Source organism: Candidatus Chlorohelix sp. (genome assembly GCF_037138995.1).
GTDB lineage: Bacteria > Chloroflexota > Chloroflexia > Chloroheliales > Chloroheliaceae > Chlorohelix.
Genome location: NZ_JBAXHI010000013.1, coordinates 79046 through 96662, shown reverse-complemented (window position 1 = coordinate 96662; position 17617 = coordinate 79046). Strand labels below are relative to the sequence as shown.

Sequence of the window (17617 nt, the reverse complement as noted above, 5' to 3'; positions counted from 1 at the left end):
CGCATAGGCAGTATTAACGGTAATGGCTTGGGATAATGCCACACCTGAGTCGGCTTCAATCGAATTAGGCACACCCGGATTATTGGTCATTGAGAAATTCAAGTTGGTAGCGCCGCTAACTGCTACCGAGACTGTAAATGCGCCTGCTCCGGTATTAGCAGTGAAAGTACCGGGATTTGCAACACCGCTGGAATTGGTTTGCACCGTTATAGAGTTACCGCTGGAAAAAGCTCCGCTTGCTCCGGTAGATGGGGCTGTGAAAGTGACATCGTAACCGGATGATACAGGATTGCCGTAGCTATCTTTTACCAACACCTTTAGCGGCGCATAGGCAGTATTAACGGTAATGGCTTGGGATAATGCCACACCTGAGTCGGCTCCTATCGAATTAGGCGTACCCGGATTATTGGTTAGCGTGAAATTGACTGTTGCCGCGGGGAAGCCTTGCACCGTTGCCTTTACCGAATAATTTGCTCCGGCAGTTGTATTTGCTTTTAACCCACCTGAATCAGCTATACCTCCTGCCAGCGAAATCACCGAAGTGGTATAAGAAGCTGTGCTGTCGAATACCACCCCCGGACTGGTGGAAACGGTTGAAGTAAATAAGACGGTATAGCCATTCAATGTGTTTTGACCGGAATCTTCAACTCGGACAATTAGGCTATTGGCAAAATTATTATTGACAACAGCGTTTTGTCCATCACCATTTGTTATTATAAGCGCTGCCGGATTATCGGTATTATTGGTAAGATTGAAAGTAGCGGGTGTTACGGATGGGAAACCGCTAAGGCTGGCAGTAACAGAAAAAGCACCTGCCGTTTTATTAGCGGTGAGCGCGGAAGCTGTAGCTACCCCACTGGAATTAGTGGTTACAGTAGAGGTATAGCTATTACTGCTTGAGAATTTCCCACTTGGAACGGTTGGCGGATTGTACTGGGGCGCAGCAAAGATTATCACAGTACCGCTCACCGGGTTGCTATGCGAATCAGTTACGGTAACTTCTAGATTTGTACCGAAAACATTTTTAACCTTTACACTTTGGGAATTGCCATTACTTATAGCGATATTGGCAGGGTCTCCGGCTAAATTATTCAGGTTGTAGGTAGCTGTCACCGCCGAGAAGCCGTTTACCGCCGCTTGGACAGTATAACTTCCAGAAGTGGTATTTGCTTTGAATCCACCCGAATCTACTAAACCCCCTCCACTGCTGCTTACAACCGTAATGTTGCTGGTAGTGGCAGTAAAGATAGCATTCGCGCTAACCCCACTTGCAGTAAATGTAACCTGATAACCATCAAGGGTGTTATTACCTATATCGGTCAAGGTGGCTTTGAGATTATTGCTGAATCCATTATCAACACTGGCGCTTTGCTCGTTGCCGCCCGTAATAGTTAATTTATTGGGGTCGCCTTTCAAATTACTTAAAGTGAAATTCGTATTTACAGCCGGGAAACTTGTCACTTTGATATTTACGGCATAGTTATTCCCCGCTATAGTGTTGGCTGTATATGCCGATGCGGTTGCCACTCCATTAACTCCGGTTGTGGCGGTAGCAGTATAGGTGTTGGTGCTTGCGAAGGTACCACTTGTACCGCTTGAAGGCGCAGCGAATGTTACACCTGTGCTTGGCACGGGGTTATTAAAAGTATCGGTAATTGATATAGCTAGGCTGGTGGTGAAAACTGTGCCTATCTTAACGCTTTGGTTATCTCCCGCCATTATGGTTATAACAGCAGGGTTTCCCGGATTATTAGTAAGTGTATAGGATGCGGTCACGCTTGGGAACAAATCAACCGAAGCTAGAACAATAAAATTGGAGGCTGCAATTTTACCCGCAGTTATAGCGCCAGAGTCCACCACCCCACCTCCGGCGCTTGTTACAGAATGTGTATAGGTATTGGAACTGAAAACTATACTTGAGCCACTGCTGGGCGCGGTAAAGGTAATGTTATAGCCATCGAGAGTATTACCCCCTACATCTTTTAGAGTTGCTGTTAAGTGACTAGTATAGTTGGTATTGACCGCAGCATTCTGTCCGCTACCCCCCGTTACAGCTAGAACAACCAGCGAATTAGGGTCGCCGGGCAAGTTAGTTAGGCTAAATACATTAGTAGCGCTTCCAATAGTAGCGCTAACCTGATATGCGCCAAGGCTGGCAGTACCATTTGCTGTGAATACAGGAGCAGTAACTACTCCACTGGCATCAATTATAGCTGTGGCAACATTATTATTGGTAGTCGAAAATTTCCCGCTTGCGCCACTGCTCGGAGCAGCAAAAGTTACAGTACCAGTTATCAGCAAATTACCCTGTGCATCTTTTACTCTGGCAGATAATTGGTTAGGGAAAGCGGTAAATATTTTGGCATTTTGCCCATTACCGTTTATCGGTGTGATAGTAGCTGCCTGACCGGGAATATTACTGATGGTAAAAGTAGTTGAAATAGCAGTATTGCTGGCGACTACTGCCGAAACTTGATAATTATTTCCAGCGGTAGTATTGGCGATGAAATTTGTAGCGGCGGCAATACCACCGTTTGCGCTTTTTACGGTTGTGGTATTGGTACCATTGGCAAAAGTACCACTTGCCCCACTACTGGGGGCGGTAAAGGTTATATCCTGACCATCGAGATTATTGTTACATATATCTCGAACCTGCACCGCAAATGAAGGCGTAAAAGCGGTAGTTACAGTAGCGCTAATATTATTGCCCGCACTTATTTGGAGGCTGCTCGGTGCGCCCTGCAAATTGGTTAGGCTGAAAGTTGCCGGCACATAGGGACCGCTGGCAAAGGCATTTACTGTAAATGCGCCGGGGGTGCATGTAGCTTTAAGCGCGGGAGCAATCGCCACCCCGTTTATGTCGGTAATAGCAGTCGCCGAGGTACTAGCAGTAGAAGGAAATATTGCGCCTGCCCCGTTTGATTGCACCATAAACGTAACAGTTATATTTTGGACAGGTAGGTTTGTGGCATCAACTACCGTTGCTTGGAGGGGAACGCCAAAATTGGTTTGAACAATAGCAGATTGACCTGAACCCGCATTTGGTTGTATGGGGGTTGAGTTAGGTAATAGATTGTTAAGCAACAAATTAGCAGTAAGGCTAGTTCCTGAAACACTTACATTAACCGTATAGCCATTACCCGTATTGTTATTAGCCACAAATAGAGAGGTTGTAACAAAACCTCCTACATCGGTAACGGCGCTAAAGGTGTTAGATGTAAAGGCTGTACCAAACAAAATGCTAGGACCCGCTAACGGGTCGGGGGCGGTAAAAATTACTCCAACTTGTGGTAACGGGTTTTTATTTGCATCAGTAACCTGAATTTTGAAAGGTTGTGCAAAAGAACTGCCTGTAACCGCGCTTTGCCCTGAGCCTGCTATTATCTTGATTATACTGGGTGGTCCAGCTTGCACCATTAGATTAGGGAAGGATGCCAACGGAGTACAGATATTTTCGGAAGTGTCAAAACAAGCTTTTACATCCAATATAATGCCTGTTTGTGCCGAAATAGCAGTTGTATTCCAACTACCTTGCCAACTTGTACCCCTGATGTTATTGGAAATCAGGGTTGGAGCGCCAGAACCAAAAGTCGCATATAACGAAACATGCTCGATGTTATCTGTCGGGCTACCGATAGTGACATTTATGGTGGTAGGCAAAACTTTGTTACTGGTCAGGTTTTGGCTAGTAGTAACGGTTGCGCTCATACGGGTACGTAGGTTAAGGACATCCGGCATATTCACGCAAACACTTTCGTCCACGCTACTACATATTAGCCCCTTGAGATTAAAAACTCGTTCTGGTCTAATTGACAATGTATTCCAAGTAACCGACCAATTGTTATTTGATGCTGGTGGCGAAGGTATAACCACCTCGGAAAGGTCGTCCTGAAAAACTATTTTAAGCTTAGCATGGTTAGCTCTACCGGTAGCAGTGACCGAAATTATCGCAGAACTAGATAAAATACTGGCATCAGTGGGTGTAGAAATAGAACCGCCCAATGGAATATTAAGGTTTGTTACCTCTGGAATGTCAGTACAGATTGACTCATCGGCGCTTACGCAAAATTTACCTCTCAACTTGATGGCTGCTTGCGGAATTATTGTGGTTGTATCCCAATTGATACTAAAGCTATTGCTGGTGGCTGGTCTGGCGGTTAAAGTTACATCAGCAGGCGGTAATCCGGCAGCCGTTACATAGGTAGCTATTAAAACTGCGTGATTTGGTGTAGCAGTGCTTTGATTGGTATTAATCGTCAAAGTTATAGGAGTGTCTAATCCAAGCACTGTTCCGGTGATGGGTGAAGAAAATACTGCTGTTGGCAAAGGTTGCGGGTTGATAACTACAGTTACGGTTTTATTGCCACCGTCAGAAACAATCTGGAAACTGGTACTTTGCGCTTGGAATGGCAAAGTAGTTGAAGCCAGACTTACGCTTAAAATCGAAGCTGTTCCAGATAGTAATGCACCACTGTTGTTGCCAAACTTGAGAAGGCTTGCGCTAATACCCGGAGAAACTGTCCAGTTTAACGAGCCGGAGCCGGTGTTACTGAGCTTGATATTTAACGAAGATATGCCCGGTCCAAAGGTTAGCTGAGCATTATCAATTGCCAGTAACCCGGTAGTCCTAGCAACTACGGAGGTAGGTATTATAATAATTGGCAATGACGTTGCAGTAGGTAAAGGCGTTGCAGTGGGTAACGCGGTTGTAATTGGCTGTGCCACCGTGGGCGTGGCTTTAACTGTCGGCGTTGCAACAATAGGAGTAACAGCACGAGTAGTATTTATCGGCGCCGTAGTTACGGGAGCTTTGGTAGTTGGAACAGCGCCTCCGCTATTATTCCCGCCTGTAGTGGTTTGGTTGCCACCGATTCCGGCAGCGGCAGGAGCTTCCCGGTTTATTGGCGGTTCTATTGTAAAAGTAGCAGCCCCTACCGAAGATAGATTTCCTGCGCCATCGGTGGCACGATAGTTAACAACGTGTTCGCCTTTGTCTTTAACGGTAATAGAGTTTGTGGTAGTGTCACTGGTATAAGAACGCCAAGGACTACCATCAACCTGATATTCAATAGAAGAAATGCCGCTTAGAGCATCTGTGGCATCCAGTTGTAGGGTTACAGGTCCGGAATATTTATTGGTTTTGGGGTCAGCACCTGTAAGAATCCGGGCTTTAATTTCCGGCGATGTATTATCAACGGTAAAGAAAATATTACGATTCACTTCTACAGGCGGGTTTGACGGGTTCTTAGCTTGAATAGAAATTACATAATTACCATCTTGCCGAAATGGTATTTGCTGACCTTCCGGTAGATTAACTACCGAACTATCGCTAGGTGGGGTTCTTGGGTCACGAATCTTGACAATCGCTGTGAGGGTGGTTGTTAGCGTTTTTCCGGTAATAGCGAACTTGAAATTCACATCCTGCCGATACATTTTGCCATCTTGTATGCCACTGCTTTCAATGGAAAGCGGGCTAGGCTCTTGGTTTATAGTATTCTCGCCACAGAAAAACCCTTGTCCCTCGTAGGATAATAACCATTTAGGACGATAACCGAAGCTGAGAAAATTCTGAAGATTCTTGTAGGTGGAACCATCCCATGGGTCAACTACATTGTAGTTTCGTGCATCCCCACCTGAACCGCTGGTTACAACCAAAAAATGATTGCCAGTGGGTCCGCCCAACATACCTACAATAGCTGGTCCACGCTGTAAAATTGAATCTAGCTCATTCCAGCTAAAATCAGCACGTCCGCGCAATTGTAGTCTCATATCGCTGCAATTTTGCCCAATAAATGCCCAACCAGTTATAGTTAAAGGACTGGTATTGTCTCTTAGACAATCTATCAGTGCGTCTGGTTGAATTGAAGTAGAGCCTAGTTGATTCAAATATTGGTTGAGAAGAATAGCAGCGGCGGTTATAGCGCACCCGTAATCTCCCACTTTACTGGTGATACCAACTCTAAGCGGTACATCTGCCCATCGTGGGTCATTCATACTGAATGGATTAATCACCGGGCAACTGTTATTGCTCTGATTGGCAGGGAGTTGGGCAAGCGAGTTAGAAAACATCGGAAGAAAGCGGTTTGCCGCCAAACCTGTGTCAGACTGGATATTTGCCCCAATTTTTGGAGGTGTTAAATTCGGTATTTTAGGAGTTGGTAGATTAAAGCCCGGTCGCGGTCTTTGTACCACTTTTCCTTCTGGGAAACTGATTTCAACCTGTTGATTTTTAAGGACGGTTTGTTCACCTGCTTTGGGACGAATTAGGATACTGGAATTATTAGTTGTCCAACAAAGTACCGGCTGTTCATTTCCATAAAAAAGGGCAGGATCAAAATTCTGAGGCGAAGACAGGAAAGTTTCTTTGGAACCAGCTTTAATCCCTATAAAGTACATTTCAAGGCGGAGCGGGTCATTTGCGCCGACATCCGGTGAAGGGCTTGGAGTAGTACCAGCGGTGGTGGTAGTAGCTGTTGTAGTTGTTGCGCTAGTAGTGGTGGCTACTGTGGTGTCACTCTTTACCGGCTTCTTTCGCTTGACGTACACCAATGTTTCGCCATCAGAAGACCAGACCGGCGCAGTGGGCCAAAAACCGCTAGGTATATTTACCAGCAGCGTAGGCTTTCGCGTATCCAAATCTAATATCCACAGATTAGTGTCATCCATAGCTAGATTTCGCGCAGTCGCATAAACCAATCTTCTTCCGTCCGGCGAAACTGAGACAAGCGGTTCAAATATACCGGGAAGAATGCTTGCGCTCTCAGTACGTACTGGGGTCAGCGGGTCTATACCGGCGCGTCCACTAACAAAAATGGCTGTATTCCCATTGTTCGTTATCAGGTTTACATGTCTAAGAGAGGATGGTCCGCAAGCTACTGCTAAAGCCGGAGTAAAATTGCTAAATAGGAAAAATAAACCTGCTATTAATAATCCGAACAGAATCACAAAAGCGGCGACCATCATTACCCAGCGGCGCTTGAGCCATAAAACGGGGGGCAAGGCGCATTTCTGAGTAAAATTGCCTTGCAGTTTCTCGGTGTAACCATCCAGATTAATCACAAAATCATGACGCACCGGGTCTTTAGTCCAGTTTCGTTCACGTGGGCGCACTTTCAAAGTAATATGCGCTTCCTGATTTTGGTCAAGATAAACTTCGCCGGGTGCAAGGTCATAACGGCAGGCATCTTCAGTATCTTCAGCATAAAGGGAATACAAAGCAGGCGCATTGCCTTGATTAGCTAGGAAAACCCGGTAAACTTCACCCCTGCGCCGAGAAATACGCTCTGCCAGTTGCAGTTCAAAAATCTGCTTTTCTACCTTAGATACTACCAATCGGAAGGGAATAAGCAAGCTATTATCCGAACCACTGCGTGCCTGTATAATTATTTGACCATGATAAGCTCCGGCAGTTATTCCTTCGGACAAAGTCAACTTAATGGTGATAGTTTGCTGGTCTTCTCCCTCGCTGGGGTTATGGCTTGCTTGGCTGGGGCGCAAGGAGAAATTTGTCGGATTGAAAACAACCCATTCGGGATACAAACCGGCAGCTTCTGGGGTACTTAGCGGCTGAAGGTAGAGCGCGAATTGGTCAATAATTTCACTTTGATTTGACAGGGTTAAGGTAACGTCTGCGGATTGACCGGGCGCAAGCTCAACAACTTCACTTGTAATTGTATATTTCAGCATAGAGTTCTATATCTAATTCGTTATGGCTGCGACTGGCTGATTGACCAAGCAATAACTTCTTTCCAGCAACTGCTTTGCCCATGTGAAAAGGTAGATAGCATCGTTTCTATCAATAAAGGGTAGGCGAATTTGTATTCTATACCCTGTTCTTCGATTAATTTACAACCGGTGAGTTCTAGCAAAGCAGAACCTAATTTGGTTTTATCTAGCTCTATCCACCAACCCGCGCCATCCGAGCGATTCAGAATAATCTGTCGCAGGGTTTCAAATTTAAAGTTGTAACCGATGAGTGAGGCAAGCCCAAGAAGTATTTGTGCTTCATGGCTCAAGCCATTTACAATACACTTTATGTAGGAAATAACTTTAAAAGGCAGTGTGCAATTTTGAGTATGGTTTAATTTCAGCGTACCGTCTTCAACCTGTAAAATCCCATTGTCCCACCACGCGCTTATTAAATCCAATGTTAAGCGGGGGTTACCTTGGCTTAAATGCCCAACTTCTTCCAATACTTCATTCCAAACATACTGCTCGGCATTTAGGGTTATCAACCGCAAAAGTTCGCTTGCTTCAAAACGCTCCAACCTAAAGATAGTGTCGGGCGTTTCGCCAGCCGAATCGAGTAACCGAACCAATTCAGGTTGTGCCAATTCATTGGCGATAGGGTGCAAAGTGACTACTACCAACAGCGATTTCAAGTTGTGGTGGCTCATCAAAGAGCGCAGCAATCGCAGAGAAGCAGAGGGCATGTGCTGGATATTTTCGAGAATTAGTACCAACTTATGCCTGTGCTGAAACCAACCTAGCAGATGTGCTATCGCTGCAAAAACTGCCTGTGAATTAGGTTCAGCAACACTTGATTCGCTCAAATGAGATAGTGAGGGCAAAAAGCGGAATAATTCGGGGCTGCAATTGTTCAAACATTCTTCTAGCGCAGCAGGTTCAAGGCGCGATAAAGCCTGTTCTAGCATATTGAAAACGGCATAGTAGGGCGTATCGGTTTGGTCGGGATGGCAGACAGCATAGAGAGGTTCAAAACCTGCTTTGCTGGCTAGAAAAGACATCTGTTGGGCGAGGTGGGTTTTACCTATTCCGGCTTCCCCCCAAAGAAGCGTTAAACTTCCGTTTCCGGCAATAGCCTCGCCAAGGCGGCGATTCCAAATCTCAAGCACGTTATTACGCCCTACCGTTGGTTTGGAAGCATGCGATTCTTTTCCAATGAATTGGATTAGCGTAGAGTCCTTTTTATTGACAGTCGTTGCAGTATTAATATTACCATTGCTAGAACGGATATTTTTTTCAGGTATCGCAAATTTTATCGGATGTGCGGCATGTTGTCCGCTGCTTAGATTGTGGTATAGCTGTTTCGTTTCTGGAAGTGGCTCAATGTTCAGGCGATTTTTCAAACGCTGTGCAAAGTTGCGGTAATAAACTAAGGCTTCTTCGCGTTTGCCTGTTTCAATTAAGGTTAGCATTAACTTTTGTAGCGCGGCTTCATGTGAGAAATCACACTCAAGCACCCGGTGAAAACATTCGCGACATTTTTCAATCTGTCCTTGTACATAATAAAGAGAAGCCATTTGCATCAGAATTTCGGTTAATTCGTGCCTTAATGCTTCGCGCCGCGCTACCGACCAATCCTCATATAAATCTTCCAGCAGGTAATCCCCGCGATAGAGGGCTACCGCCTGTTCATACAGTCGTAAATCATTAGATAGATGCGCTTGCCTGAGTAGTTTGGTAAATTCATCGGTATCAATCCAGCTTACCATAGAGGGGTAAAACTGGATTTTGTTGCCTTCGGTGCGTAAATAAATCGAAGCAATCGCGCCTTTTAACTCCGGCTCAAGAGTACGGCGCAAACTGTAAACCGCTTGATTCAGATTATTGGAAGCGCGGTCTTGGTCAAGTTCGGGCCAGAGCAGTTCAATCGCTTCTTGGCGGCTAATCTGATAACCTCGGCGAGAAAGTATTATCTTGAAAAGGCTGCGAGCTTTTCCATTGCGCCATTGGTGGCTTTCAATAACTCGTTCGTCTTGCTGTACCTCAAATCTCCCGAAAAAATATACTCGCAACAATGGCGCTACAGCGGTTTGCTCACTCCAATTTGGGGTTATATCATATTTGGATAAGGTCATACAGCGTCTTTTTCTTTTACTACTTTTTTATTTTATACACGCAGGGTCATTACTATCGCAAGAGCGTAAAGTTAGGTAAAGAGTACCACCCTCAATTTCGACTTTTGAAACCCTTTGTTGGGTATTTATCAGCCAATTTTTCAACTTTTGATTGATTTTATTCATTACTTTGTTGGTGGTACTTTTCCTATCCATTGGAATCAAGAACCATGGGAAAGAATCCGGTTGGTTTTTATCATCTGCCGTAAAAAACAAACTGCCTGTTTTCTGGTCAACCTCCACTTTCCCGGTCATATCTGCTGAAACTATACCCATTCCCCATAGGGTGATTTTAACTTTCTGCTCGGCTTCAGAAAAAGTTACCGATATACGTGTAAATGCTGCCAAAGGATTAATATCGTTTTGCAACCTATCACTGAAGCTTTTCTGCTCAATCCTTAAAGGGCTGCGCGGTTGGTCATTAAGATTTATTCGGTCTGCATTTAAGATAAATAGCTCCTGAATTGCCGGCAAAATTAAAAATGACCACAAAATAGCAATCAGCAAAAATAGAAAGCAAAATAGGCTTAACAGCGGGTGGCGCGTGATAAAAGACCAACGTGATTGGTGAATATACTCACCTTCAACAGTTATCCCTTCCGTAATTACAGGTGCGCCTGCCACCGTCCAATTCGGCTCTACCATAATCTCGAATTGCTGAGGCTGTTGCGCTTCATCCCGTGGGGTCTTGGGCTTGAGTTGCACCTGCACTTTAATTGCTTGTGAAGTACCCGGCATTACTTCGATTTGAGGAGGGCTGAATCGCGCTACACAATACTGGTAAGAATCGGTTAATTGTAGGCTCATCTTACCGGGAGACATACTTCTGTTTCGCAGCAATAAGGTGTAATTTGCCTTGAATCCTTTGGAACGATGCGGTTGTAAACGTGCATCAACTTTTAAAGGAGCTAGAACATCAACTTCTATAAGTAGTTCGGTGCGTATCCCCGGTTGGCTTCGGGCAGTAGTTACTATCTTTCCAGAATAAAGATTTGGTCTTACATTAGCCGAAACTTCTATCTTGAAGGTAATACTTTCCTCCCAGTTGGGGAGAAGTTTGAGGGTTTCTCTGGAAAAGCTGAACCAACTTGTCGGAAGCCCAACCAATGAGAAATCAAAATCATCAATTAAGCCGGTCTGGTTTGATAGTTTGATTATTTGCTCGGCGTTAGCCCCTGCCAGAACCGTCATTCTGGTGGTTTGAGGCTTTAATTCAAGCCGGGCTATACCAGTAGTAAGCACTGCTGTTGTTTCTCCTGAATAGTTAAAACCGCAAATAACCCGAATAGATACCAAGCTATTTAAGTAACGGTTGGAGAGTAAAATGGTTGTATATTTCCCCCTCCATTTTGCTATCTTGCTTACCCATAATTTCTGCTAATGATGGGCTAAAATGTTAAGGGCATGATATTTATATAAATTATAGCACTATTGTTATTACAAATACATTAAAAGAATCATTAAATGGTATAGCTTACAAAAGAGAATAAATCGAAAATCGGCAAAACACAAGCTATTTAAGCAGAAATTAACTCAAAATTAACTTAAAATAAGCGTGTACTAAGAATTTATTGTTAAGCTTATTTTTGAACGGATAATATGAATAGTATAATTAATGCCCATTTTATGAACATGGTTGTTCATAAAAAGGAGTCAGGATTTTGACAACACGCAATTATTCCTCCTTCCTTTTGCGCCTTTGGTTGCTGAATGACCCAGATAACACCCAAAACGAAAACCCGCTGGTTTTACAGGTACAGCATCTTCAAAGTGGCGCCACTTGGCGCTTGAACAGCATAGAAGAATTACAAAATTTATTGCAAGGCGCTATGTCCGGTGAATCTAATTGGGTTGAGCTTGCGTCACCTCAAAATGAAGATTTGGAACCGAATCAGCCCGGCACTAAAAACAGGTAACGTATTATGAGCGTTTCGCCTACGCAAAAAACTAATCTTGAATATCTTTTTTCAGAATTACGGCGGGCAACCGCTATTTTGGCATGCCGTTTCCAAGAATTGGTTTCAGTTGGGTCGGTAGAAGAAGATGAATTTAAGGGTTTATATGTAACCGAAGAAGAAGTAAATCAACTACTAAATGACCCCGCGCTTTTTTTACCGGGCGAATATCAAACGGAACCAGAAGCTCTCCCAACCGTTGAACTAATGCAGAGAATGCGATTAGCGCATCTTCAAAAGGCTTTAGAGCTTTCGCCATTTGAACTAGATGTTCTGCTGATTGCGCTTGCTCCCGAACTTTCACTTCGCTTTGAAAAGGTTTTTGCGTATTTACAGGATGACATTACACGCCGTCGTCCCAATGTGGATTTGCTATTACGGTTACTATGTCCTAGTCCGGCTGCACAAATAGTCGCCCGTCGTTGTTTTGATTCTGATGCGCCCTTATTGCGTTACCGATTAATTGAACTTGGTGAAGAAAGCCAAAATCGGCAAAATTCGTTACTATCACGCACCATAAAGCTGGATGATGGGGTAATCGCTTACCTACTTGGCGAGAATCGTTTGGATGTTAGGCTCAGAAACTTGGTAGAGCTTTCTCATGCCACCTACGCAATCCAACTGCCGGTTGAAACCGAGTCTAATTTACAGCGTTTAGTTGAACTCGGTCAGGATAATGCCGATTTCGTATGTGTGTTGGCGGGAACAGACCTATATACCAAAACTAATATTGCCGGGGATGTATGTAAAAGTTTGGGTATGCAACTGTTGATAGTAGATTGCGCTCAAATACCGGCAGCCCCTAAAACCGACAGCTTTTTGCGTTTGCTGGAAAGAGAATCTAAACTACAACTTGCTTCGCTTTTCTTTGCAGATTTTGATTATCTGCTAAGAGAAGACCAAGTAGCGCAAGAAGTTTGCCGGGCAATCGAACGCTTGCTGGCTGAGCAAGCCGGAATAACTTTTGTGTCAATTCAACAGCAAATGCCACCTTTGCTGGCTGGTAAAGCACGAAGGGTTATTACTATACAATTGGGTTTGCCCGGTTATAGCGAACGTCAGCATCTTTGGGAAACCTTGTTAGGTAACGAAGCGGCAGGCTTGGATTTGGAAGGCTTATCCAGTCGTTTCCGTCTTAGTAGCGGACAGATAATTGCAGCAGCCGCAACCGCTCGCACTACAGTGGCATGGAAAGGTCAATCTTATCTGACAATGGAAGACTTAGAGTTGGCTTGTCGCCGCCATTCCAACCAGCGTTTAAATTCAGTCGCGCACAAAATTACGCCACTCTATCGCTGGGATGACCTTGTGCTTCCGACAGACCAATCTAATATGCTGCGCGAGATTACCGCACAGGTTAAACATCGCTCGCTTGTTTATGAAAAATGGGGCTTTGAACGCAAGCTCTCGCTTGGAAAAGGCTTGAACGTAATATTTGCAGGGCAAAGCGGGACCGGAAAAACGATGTCTGCCGAAATTATTGCGGGCGAGCTACGAATGGATCTTTACAAAATAGACCTGTCCAATGTGGTTAGTAAATATATCGGCGAGACGGAAAAGAACCTTGAGAGGATATTTACCGAAGCCGGAGAAAGTAACGCAATACTATTTTTTGATGAAGCCGATTCAATTTTTGGCAAACGCAGCGAGGTTAAGGACGCGCATGACCGCTACGCCAATATCGAAACGGGCTATCTTTTACAGAAAATGGATGAATACGAAGGCATTGTGATACTGGCAACTAACTTGCGTAAGAATTTAGATGAAGCCTTTGTACGCCGGATGCACTTCGTAATTGAGTATCCTTTCCCGGAAGAAGAAGACCGTTATCAGATATGGAGCAGGGTTTTTCCAAAAGAAACCCCGCTGGCAAAAAGCGTTGATTTGCGCTTTATGGCACGACAATTCAAAATTGCTGGTGGAAATATCAAGAATATTGCGCTTACCGCTGCTTTCTTGGCGGCAAGCGATGGTACTGACGCTGTGGTAGAAATGTTACATCTCATACGTGCAACGCGGCGTGAGTTCCAAAAGATGGGCAAATTAATCACCGAAACTGATTTTGGTATGTATTACAAATGGATTAGTGAGGTATTCAGATAAACCTGAAGTTTGAGAGGTATAAATATGTCAAATGAGGCAATGAGAGAATTTGAACGCGAGCGGTCATTGCAATCGTCTGAAGTGGAGGAGGTCTCCGAAACTACCGCCGAGCAAACCCTAGCGGTATCTCCGGTGGCAGCCAGCGCCATGTTAGGTGGGCAAATGTCTAAAGTACAGCGCCGGGCGTTGGTACAAAATGTGGCGGAGAACTTTGGAAATAAACAGGTGCAACGCATGCTTGGCACGGTAAATCGTTCGGCTTCTTCTGGACCTGAAGGCGGTTCTTTAGAACAAGAACTAGCTGATGCGGTACAATCCGAGAGAGGGCGTGGTGCTTCTTTACCTGAGTCGACTCGCAGCACCATTGAATCTAACCTCGGTCAAGACATGTCTCAGCTAAAGGTTAGCGTAAATTCCGATTTGAACCAAGCAATGGGGGCCCGCGCTTTTACCAGCGGGCAAAATGTAGTTTTGCGAGATACTGCCGACCTTTCAGATATTTCATTGCTGACCCATGAAGCGACCCATGCCATCCAGCAAGGCTTTAGCACGACCCGCCCTACTTCAATTGGCGCTGCCGATACCGAGCATGAACAGGCTGCCGAGAGGAATGCCACGAATGTTGGTTCTGCTAACGGGGTGCAGCGCCATGCGGAAAGTGATGAGGCAGTGCAACGGGAAGCGGAAGAAGAAGAGCTTCAAATGAAGCGTGATGAGACTGTGCAACGGGAAGCAGTGGAAGAAGAAGAACCACTTCAGGGGTAGGCATAGGCAACAATGATTGAAGCACTTGACGAATCCATAAAACAATTACTGGTAGAAAAAATGCCACTTAACCTTAATGAAGTGGATGTCAGCTTTGATGTACCCAACCGAGAGTGGAGCGCTTCGATTTCTAAGCCTACCTTGAATATATATTTACACGATATTCGCGAAAACCTAAGCTTGAAGCAAAATGATTGGGCAATGGAACGCGATGACAAAGGAAGGATTATTAGAAGCAAGTATGGTGGTCGCTATGATTTGTCGTACTTGATTACAGCTTGGACTACCAATGTCGAGGATGAACATCGCTTACTTTGGTACACCTTAGCCACATTGGTACGCTTTCCGGTATTACCGCGTGAGGTTTTGCTTGATCCATTGCAAAAGCAACCCTATCCGCTATACACCAAAGTGGCACAACCAGACGGGGTATTGCGAAATGTTGCAGATGTGTGGACTGCTTTGGATAACCAATTGAAGCCAGTTTTACCTTATGTGGTAACAGTGGCGGTTGATTCGACCGTAATTAGCATATCCTCCGAAGTACGCAGCAAGTTCTTGCGCTTTTTGCCGCCAGAAACGTTTCTCTCAGATGGTGAAGTGGTTGTTTCAAACACAAATGGCAGCACAAATAATTACAGTGAGCATTTACAAATTGGTGGAAGGATTATAGATGCCACCGATAAGAATAAAGTAGTACGTGCCGAAGTAGTGTTGCTGGAACAAGGGCTAAATGTAAAAACCGATGCACAGAGTCGTTTTAACTTTAATGCTGTAATACAACGCCCAAAATATACCTTTTTGGCAATAGCGCCGGGCTATGTAACCGTTAGAAAAGTAATAGACCTTCCTTCCCAATCATATGATCTTGAAATGCAACCGGAAACCGAGCGGGCAGGAACTCAGAACCAGAATAATTAATATTTACAATTCTTTATTTTGACAAGTAAAGCCAAGTTCGAAGGAGAATGATATGCCACAATACCTTTCCCCAGGTGTTTATGTAGAGGAGGTAGATCGCGGTAGTAAGCCAATTGAAGGTGTTGGAACTTCAATTGCCGCGTTCGTCGGCTTTGCCGAAAAAGGTCCTCGTGCAGCAACACTTGTAACCAGTTGGGAGCAATACCAGCTAACCTTTGGTGGGTTTATTTCTGGTGCTTTCATGCCAGCTTCTGTTTATGGGTTCTTCCTGAACGGAGGCACACGCGCTTATATTGTGCGGGTCTCTCCAGCAGTCACTATTCCTCAAAAGGGTAGCGCGGGTACTGCTCTGGAAGTTACTCCCCTACTGAGTGCGGGAGATGAGGCAGTTTCGGTGACAGTTAGCGATGGTGCTGCCGGACGCTACAAACTAACAGTACATCGCGGCAATACAACCGAAACCTTCGATGACCTTAGCAGCGATAAGAAAGATAAAGCCGGACGTTATGTTGAAGATGTAATAAATGACGCTGCAAAAGGCTCAAAATTCGTTCGTGTTCATGATGCCAGCGGAAACAGAGCCGAAGCGGATGTTCGCGCTCCTAAATCCGGTTCTTATTCTTCCCCCTCATCTGGCGGCGATAGTAAACCTGTTGCCGAATTACCGCCCGCCTCAGTTCGTTTGAATGCTCGAACGGGTGAGGATGCACCTGCTGTTGAACTGCGCCCTGCTCCGGGTGTAAGCGGTTCTTTGAACGTAGCGATTGAAGAAATTGCCGGACAGGATGAATTGTTCAAACTAATCGTAAAATCTTCTTCGGGAGAGTCTGAATCTTTTGATGTAAGTTTTAAGAAAGGACCTCAATACCTAGAGAATGTAATTAACGGTGGTAGAACTGGGTCAAAATGGGTGCGAGTCAGGGATCTCACCGGCGAAAGCCCGACAAGCCCTGCGGACAAACGTCCTAATCCGGGACAATCTACGCTGGTTGGCGCAACCGAAACAAAGACATTATCCAGCAAAATTACCCTTACTTCTGCCGATTTTACCGGGGATGTGATGAGTCGTACCGGTTTGGGTGGGCTAGAAGCGTTGGATGATGTTACTATTGTTATGTGTCCCGATTTAATGTCACTGTACCAAAGAGGTGTGGTAGATATGAAGGGGGTGCAGGTAGTACAGACCGCGATGATGAACCATTGCGAAGCCATGAAGAATCGGGTGGCGATTCTTGATGCCCCTCCCGGTATGAATGCTCAACAAATTCGCAATTGGCGCATGCGCGAAGCCAATTATGACAGCAAGTATGCCGCGTTGTATTTCCCTTGGATTGAAGTTGATGACCCGGTCAACAAGGGGAAAACCACGCTCATACCACCGAGCGGTCATATGGCTGGAATCTGGGCGCGTAGCGATTCAGAGCGTGGTGTGCATAAAGCGCCTGCTAACGAAATTGTGCGTGGCGCTATCGGTCTTGAAATGCAGATAACGATGGGCGAGCAAGACGGCTTGAACCCTGAAGGTATTAACTGCATCCGCGCTTTTCCCGGTCGCGGTATTCGGGTTTGGGGTGCGCGTACCCTTTCTAGTGACCCAAGCTGGCGTTATCTCAATGTTCGCCGCCTGTTCAATTACGTGGAAGCTTCAATCGAACGTGGCACACAATGGGTTGTATTTGAGCCAAACGATTTTGACCTATGGCAGCGCATCAAGCAAGATATAAACTCCTTCCTCACTACGGTGTGGTTGAATGGCGCATTGTTCGGCCAAACAACCGATCAAGCCTATTTTGTCAGATGTGATGATTCTACCAACTTGCCCGCTACGATTGATTTGGGTATGGTCATTACAGAGATAGGTATTGCCCCGGTCAAACCGGCTGAATTTGTAATCTTCCGCATTGGTCAGATGACTCAGGGCGGCGCTTAACCTAACTATACAATTTTATTTGGGCTACAGGTTTGGATTTGTAGCCCGTTACCTGATGCACTTTATATTTGAACAGGAGGCTA

At 45.1% G+C, this 17617-nt stretch carries 8 protein-coding genes; 5 read left to right on the top strand and 3 right to left on the bottom strand.

Annotated features, from left to right (window positions below; translation table 11 throughout):
* From WCK19_RS08305 to WCK19_RS08295, 3 genes are all read right to left on the bottom strand, one after another.
* On the bottom strand, positions 1–7686 hold a 7686-nt coding region (locus tag WCK19_RS08305), incomplete at its 3' end, for a hypothetical protein (protein ID WP_342396911.1).
* 20 nt (positions 7687–7706) lie between these two features.
* Positions 7707–9821, bottom strand: coding sequence for an AAA family ATPase (locus tag WCK19_RS08300; protein ID WP_342396910.1), 2115 nt, complete (start codon positions 9819–9821; stop codon positions 7707–7709).
* A gap of 27 nt (positions 9822–9848) precedes the next feature.
* Complete coding sequence (locus tag WCK19_RS08295; RefSeq protein ID WP_342396909.1) at positions 9849–11102, bottom strand: hypothetical protein; 1254 nt, start codon at positions 11100–11102, stop codon at positions 9849–9851.
* 419 nt (positions 11103–11521) lie between these two features.
* Between WCK19_RS08295 and WCK19_RS08290 the strand changes: the two genes are divergently transcribed.
* The 5 genes from WCK19_RS08290 to WCK19_RS08270 are packed head-to-tail and all read left to right on the top strand — an operon-like array spanning position 11522 to position 17534.
* Entirely contained in the window at positions 11522–11776 is a 255-nt protein-coding gene (locus tag WCK19_RS08290) for a hypothetical protein (protein WP_342396908.1), read from the top strand.
* 6 nt (positions 11777–11782) lie between these two features.
* The gene (locus WCK19_RS08285) at positions 11783–13918 is read left to right on the top strand and encodes an ATP-binding protein (protein WP_342396907.1); all 2136 of its coding nucleotides are present in this window, start codon (positions 11783–11785) and stop codon (positions 13916–13918) included.
* Positions 13919–13942: 24 nt separating this feature from the next.
* Positions 13943–14683 carry a DUF4157 domain-containing protein gene (locus tag WCK19_RS08280; RefSeq protein WP_342396906.1) on the top strand — a complete coding sequence of 247 codons (741 nt, stop codon included), beginning with the start codon at positions 13943–13945 and terminating at the stop codon, positions 14681–14683.
* Positions 14684–14695: 12 nt separating this feature from the next.
* Positions 14696–15604: a Pvc16 family protein gene (locus tag WCK19_RS08275; protein WP_342396905.1), complete on the top strand. Its 909-nt coding sequence runs from the start codon at positions 14696–14698 to the stop codon at positions 15602–15604.
* 52 nt (positions 15605–15656) lie between these two features.
* Entirely contained in the window at positions 15657–17534 is a 1878-nt protein-coding gene (locus WCK19_RS08270) for a phage tail sheath subtilisin-like domain-containing protein (protein ID WP_342396904.1), read from the top strand.
* The last annotated feature ends 83 nt before the right edge of the window (positions 17535–17617 follow it).

Bases quoted from the DNA above. Each gene is read 5' to 3' on its own strand.
- WCK19_RS08275 (WP_342396905.1), top strand. From the start codon at position 14,696: ATGATTGAAGCACTTGACGAATCCATAAAACAATTACTGGTAGAAAAA.
- WCK19_RS08280 (WP_342396906.1), top strand. From the start codon at position 13,943: ATGTCAAATGAGGCAATGAGAGAATTTGAACGCGAGCGGTCATTGCAA.
- WCK19_RS08270 (WP_342396904.1), top strand. From the start codon at position 15,657: ATGCCACAATACCTTTCCCCAGGTGTTTATGTAGAGGAGGTAGATCGC.
- WCK19_RS08285 (WP_342396907.1), top strand. From the start codon at position 11,783: ATGAGCGTTTCGCCTACGCAAAAAACTAATCTTGAATATCTTTTTTCA.
- WCK19_RS08300 (WP_342396910.1), bottom strand. From the start codon at position 9,821: ATGACCTTATCCAAATATGATATAACCCCAAATTGGAGTGAGCAAACC.